Origin of the sequence: Bacteroides sp. OM05-10AA, from assembly GCF_003439055.1 — a bacterium.
Taxonomy (GTDB): domain Bacteria; phylum Bacteroidota; class Bacteroidia; order Bacteroidales; family Bacteroidaceae; genus Bacteroides; species Bacteroides intestinigallinarum.
Window position 1 is genome coordinate 1 of the sequence record NZ_QSUR01000080.1, and the last position, 5,410, is coordinate 5,410.

Below are 5,410 nucleotides of genomic sequence, written 5' to 3' on the forward strand. Positions count from 1 at the left end.
GGCTTTGAACGTATTTTCCTGAAGAGTGGTGAAAGTCGTGACATTAAGTTCGTTATCACGGAAAATGATCTGAAATTCTATAATTCCGGTTTGGAATATATCTATGAACCAGGAGAATTTGATGTCATGGTAGGATCGAACTCCCGTGATGTACAAACCAAGCGGTTTAGAGCTGAATGATGGATACAGTATAACTCAAAGGTGAAAATTAAAATAAATAGACTTGTATATTAATCAATTGAAATAGCATGAAAAATAAATGGTGTGTTAGTGTTGCATTTTTATTCTTTTTAGTGGGGATATGTATAAATGCTTGTACGCAGGAGTGCAATTCCTCAAACAATGATCGTTGGTCAGAAGAGAAAATACAGAAATGGTATGACGACCAGGATTGGCTGATAGGTTGCAATTATATTCCGGCAACAGCAATCAATCAGATAGAAATGTGGAGTGCGGATACTTTCAATCCTAAACAAATAGATAAAGAACTGTCATGGGCACATAATCTGGGTTTTAATACCTTACGGGTTTTCTTAAGCAGTGTCGTGTGGAAAAACGATGCAAAAGGCATGAAAAAACGTATGGATGAATTTCTGAATATTTGTAAGAAGTACTCAATTCGTCCTATGTTTGTATTCTTTGATGACTGTTGGAATGCTGAATCTGCTTATGGCAAACAACCAGAACCGAAGCCAGGCGTTCATAATTCCGGATGGGTACAGGACCCTTCATGCAGCTTGCGCAAGGATACACTGACTTTGTATCCTTTTCTACAAGAGTATGTCAAAGATATTGTACGCACTTATGCTCATGATGACCGGATATTGATGTGGGATTTGTATAATGAACCCGGAAATAGTAAACACGAGGAAACCTCTTTGTCTTTATTGACCAATGTTTTTCGCTGGGTACGCGACTGTAAACCATCACAACCGATTACTGCCGGTGTCTGGGACTATAATTCTCCCCGCAAGAATGTTCTGAATGCATTTATGCTGAATCATTCGGATATTATCTCTTATCATAATTACGATAATGAGGCACAGCATGCCGAGTGCATCAAGTTTCTAAAGATGCTTAACCGTCCGTTGATCTGTACCGAATATATGGCCCGCCGCAATGACAGCCGTTTTTGCAATGTCCTTCCTCTGATGAAAAAAGAAAAGACCGGAGCTATTAATTGGGGATTTGTTGCAGGAAAGACAAATACTATTTTTGCTTGGGATGAAGTGATTCCGTCGGGAGAAGAGCCGGAGTTATGGTTCCATGATATTTATCGTTCTAACGGAGTACCTTTTCAGCAGGAAGAAGTCGATTGCATAAAATCTCTGACAGGAAAAAGATAGAATCTCGTATTCATTTTTCATTTCTGTTTTTTAGTTTTCATATAGGTTACTATAATATATTATTTTATTTTTGCATCATTCTTCTTATGATTTGATAACTACTATAATTAAAACCATGAAAAAACTGAAGATTTTATTATTTCTATGTGTTGTCGCATGTACGCTTACGGTACAAGCACAAAAACAATTTACCTTGAACTCTCCGGATGGGAAACTCCAAACAACTATTACCGTCGGTGATAAGTTGACTTATGACATCCATTGTGACGGACGTCAGATACTGGCTTCTTCTCCAATTTCAATGACATTGGATAATGGAGAAGTTTGGGGAGAGAAAGCAAAGTTGGCCGGCACTTCCGGGAAAAAAGTAGATCAGATGATTCCTTCTCCTTTCTATCGCGCCAACGAACTAAGAGATTACTATAATGAACTGACTCTCCGGTTTAAGAAAGATTGGAACGTAGAGTTTCGTGCTTACAATGATGGTATTGCATATCGCTTTGTCAGCCGGTCGAAGAAAACTTTCAATGTAGTGGATGAAACTGTAGATTACCGTTTCCCGTCCGATATGGTAGCCTCTGTTCCGTATGTAAAAGCGGGGAAAGACGGTGATTACGAATCCCAATATTTCAATTCTTTCGAGAACACTTATACTACTGATCGATTATCGAAACTGAATAAAAAACGTTTGATGTTTTTGCCATTAGTAGTGGATGCTGGTGAAGGTGTCAAGATTTGTATCACAGAATCCGGTTTGGAGAATTATCCCGGTCTCTATTTATCTGCTGCTGAAGGGGAAAACCGATTGACGGGTCAATTCGCTCCCTATCCCAAGAAGACGGTGCAGGGCGGACACAATCAACTTCAGATGTTAGTGAAAGAGCGTGAAGCTTACATTGCCAAAGTAGATAAACCCCGAAGTTTTCCATGGCGAATGAGCATTGTTACCACTTCCGATAAAGATTTGGCGGCAAGCAACTTGAGCTATTTGTTGGCTGCTCCTTCCCGTCTGACGGATATTTCATGGATCAAACCCGGTAAAGTGGCATGGGATTGGTGGAATAACTGGAACTTGGATGGCGTTGATTTTATCACCGGAGTAAATAATCCGACTTATAAAGCATATATTGATTTCGCTTCTGCAAACGGAATAGAATATGTAATCCTTGATGAAGGTTGGGCAGTCAACCTGCAGGCGGATTTGATGCAAGTAGTGAAAGATATTAATCTGAAAGAACTGGTAGATTATGCAGCTTCCAAAAATGTAGGTATCATTCTTTGGGCTGGTTATTATGCCTTCGATCGTGATATGGAGAACGTTTGCCGTTATTTTGCCGACATGGGAGTCAAAGGCTTTAAGGTCGATTTTATGGATCGTGACGATCAGTATATGACAGCATTCAATTATCGGGCTGCCGAAATGTGTGCTAAATATAAATTGATTCTCGATTTGCATGGAACGCATAAACCGGCCGGCTTGAATCGTACTTATCCGAATGTGTTGAACTTTGAAGGGGTTAATGGCTTGGAACAGATGAAATGGAGTCCGGCTTCGGTCGATCAGGTGAAGTATGACGTACTGTTGCCTTTCACCCGTCAGGTTTCCGGTCCGATGGATTACACCCAAGGCGCGATGCGTAATGCTTCGAAAGGTAACTATTATCCTTGTAACTCGGAACCTATGAGCCAGGGAACTCGCTGTCGCCAACTTGCTCTGTATGTGGTATTCGAGTCTCCTTTCAATATGCTGTGCGATGCGCCAAGCAACTATATGCGCGAACCGGAATCGACCGAATTTATTGCCAATATTCCAACCGTATGGGATGAAAGTATCGTGCTTGATGGTAAAATGGGAGAGTACATCGTAACGGCGCGCCGGGCAGGAAATGTCTGGTATGTAGGTGGAATTACCGATTGGACGGCACGTGACATTGAAGTAGATTGTTCCTTCTTGGGCGACAAGACATACGATGCTACATTATTTAAGGATGGAGTGAATGCCCACCGGGTTGGACGTGATTATAAATGTGAATCTTTCCGGATAAAGAATGACAGTAAGTTGAAGATTCATTTGGCACCCGGAGGTGGTTTTGCACTGAAGATCAAATAATAGCTACTTTAGGTTCTATATTCTATCTAAATATTGAACCGGATTTAATAAGTCTGAAATAGGTTCGATGCTGTATCAGTAAATTTGATACAGCATCGAATTTTTATGAACAGGCCGATTGAGGACCTGCCGTGCAATGACAAATTGGAACGTGTCAGGATAATGCCGCAATACCTGTTCCTATCAGATTGGCATTATTCATACTTTTTATGTCGATCTCTACGTCTTCCAAACCAAATAAACTGAAGAGTTCCCGTAATTTCTCCATGACAATCATATTATAGTTTTTATCTTTTCTGTTCTTGCTCCAGAAAAGACTTCCTTCGGCAACCAGGCAAATTCTCCTTATCTCCTTATTGTATGACTTTAGCAACATGATAAGCCCTGTAAGTGAAGCTGCAACCAATTGCGCCGATCTGCCATATATCCACTGTGCTACCTGCACATACACTTCTTTATAAATATCGGGATAGTTCATGATAGAGGTAAGCTTTTGTGCATCGAATTTTTCTTCAAATTCTTCCAGAGGGAAAGTCGCTTTTAGAATGTCTCCCAAGTACATGCCGGATACAGCTTTCTCGAAACGTTGTCTTCCCGGATTGTCGGAGATTACATCTACCGTATTATCTACTGCGGTGAGGAATGGCGGATGGAAGTTCCCCGACTCCAGATTAACGGGAATCAATCCATCGACCTTATGTGACGGACTTAACTTCTTAATTTTGTCAGCCGGAATAAAAGTAGCCATATTGGTGCCTGTTCCCACAATCAGACCTATATATGCATCGTAACTGCTGTCGGTAAGTCCTGCAAATAAACTGGCTACGGTGTCATTAAGCACTTTTATATTCGTAAACTTGATTTTATTTCTTTCGTTTAGATAGTCCAGTAAAGGCTTCCCTACCACTTCTCCGATCATCTCTTTTATGTCAACTCCTTTTGTCCAGCGTAAGAGTTTGGCATCTCCGCTTGGCACAGACTCTGTCGGATAAGAAAAGCAATATCCGATTGGCATTTCTTTCTCCCGTTTTATTCCGGTAATCATGTCTGCCAATTCTTTGAATAACTCCTCGCGAGTATAGCCGGGAGATTTCATAACCGACATGTCTTTCTTCCAACCATTGTTGGGGTGAATGGTTGGAGGAACTTTACTGAAGTCAACGATTGCCACCCGATAATTGGTTCCTCCCAAATCAAGCACTAACGATTTACCATTAATACTACTTGCTTTCGGAGTGATAAAAGTTGGAATGCATTGTATCTCTGCATATTCTGTGTTCAATCCCTCTTCTACTTTTGCTTTGAATGAACGGGCAATTTCTTTGAGTTGCTCATTATCTAACTGAAAAATATTCTTCTCCATGATATTGACTTTTATTGTGTATACTATGATATATATGAATAACAACTGAAAAGGAATTTTGCTCGGTCGGTCGGTATACGGTATATGGATTCGGCCGGATTCCTGATTTATCTCTTTCTTTTTTGCTCTTTCCTAAAAAATAACCTTTCGTTGAATTCAAGTTCTCCTGCAAATGATTTTTCATTTTCATTTCTCATGTTCTCATGAGCGATATGGCAATTAATTGTAAATCAATTATATAATGATATGAGAAATAAACTGTAGAATGGTGTTTCTCATAGTATTTCCATCATTTAGACCTAAAAATAATGCATTTCTCATAGGTTTTAAATCATTTCTCATCTTATTCTCATATTCCTTTTATCTATTTTGCTCATTTCTCATGCATGATGGCTGTAGCTTTTTCCGGACTATCGCCGGACTTGCGATTATTCCTTTCCTTATGTCGTTTATTAATCAACTTCCTATTGTTTACTGCTTTCCTGTGTATCATTCACCTTATATCTTTATGTTTTTCCTTAATCATTTTCATTCCTTCCTACTACAGGGCAGACGCATTAAAAAGCACTGCCCTGCAAAAGTATTGACAGG

4 protein-coding genes are annotated in these 5,410 nt (G+C 39.8%); 3 read left to right on the forward strand and 1 reads right to left on the reverse strand.

The features are described from left to right. The 3 genes from DXB58_RS27455 to DXB58_RS27465 form a co-directional block, all read left to right on the forward strand. A partial coding sequence (locus DXB58_RS27455) for a fibronectin type III-like domain-contianing protein (RefSeq protein ID WP_147338755.1) occupies positions 1-180 on the forward strand: 180 nt, incomplete at its 5' end. 68 nt (positions 181-248) lie between these two features. Continuing rightward, positions 249-1,346, forward strand: a complete 1,098-nt coding sequence (locus DXB58_RS27460) for a cellulase family glycosylhydrolase (RefSeq protein WP_122138871.1) — start codon at positions 249-251, stop codon at positions 1,344-1,346. A 115-nt stretch (positions 1,347-1,461) separates the two neighbouring features. Then, on the forward strand, positions 1,462-3,456 hold the full coding sequence (locus DXB58_RS27465; protein ID WP_122138872.1) for a glycoside hydrolase family 97 protein: 1,995 nt from the start codon (positions 1,462-1,464) through the stop codon (positions 3,454-3,456). A 154-nt stretch (positions 3,457-3,610) separates the two neighbouring features. On the opposite strand, the gene DXB58_RS27470 is transcribed toward DXB58_RS27465, so the two are convergent. Continuing rightward, positions 3,611-4,819, reverse strand: coding sequence for a hexokinase (locus tag DXB58_RS27470; RefSeq protein WP_122138873.1), 1,209 nt, complete (start codon positions 4,817-4,819; stop codon positions 3,611-3,613). Positions 4,820-5,410 lie beyond the last annotated feature (591 nt).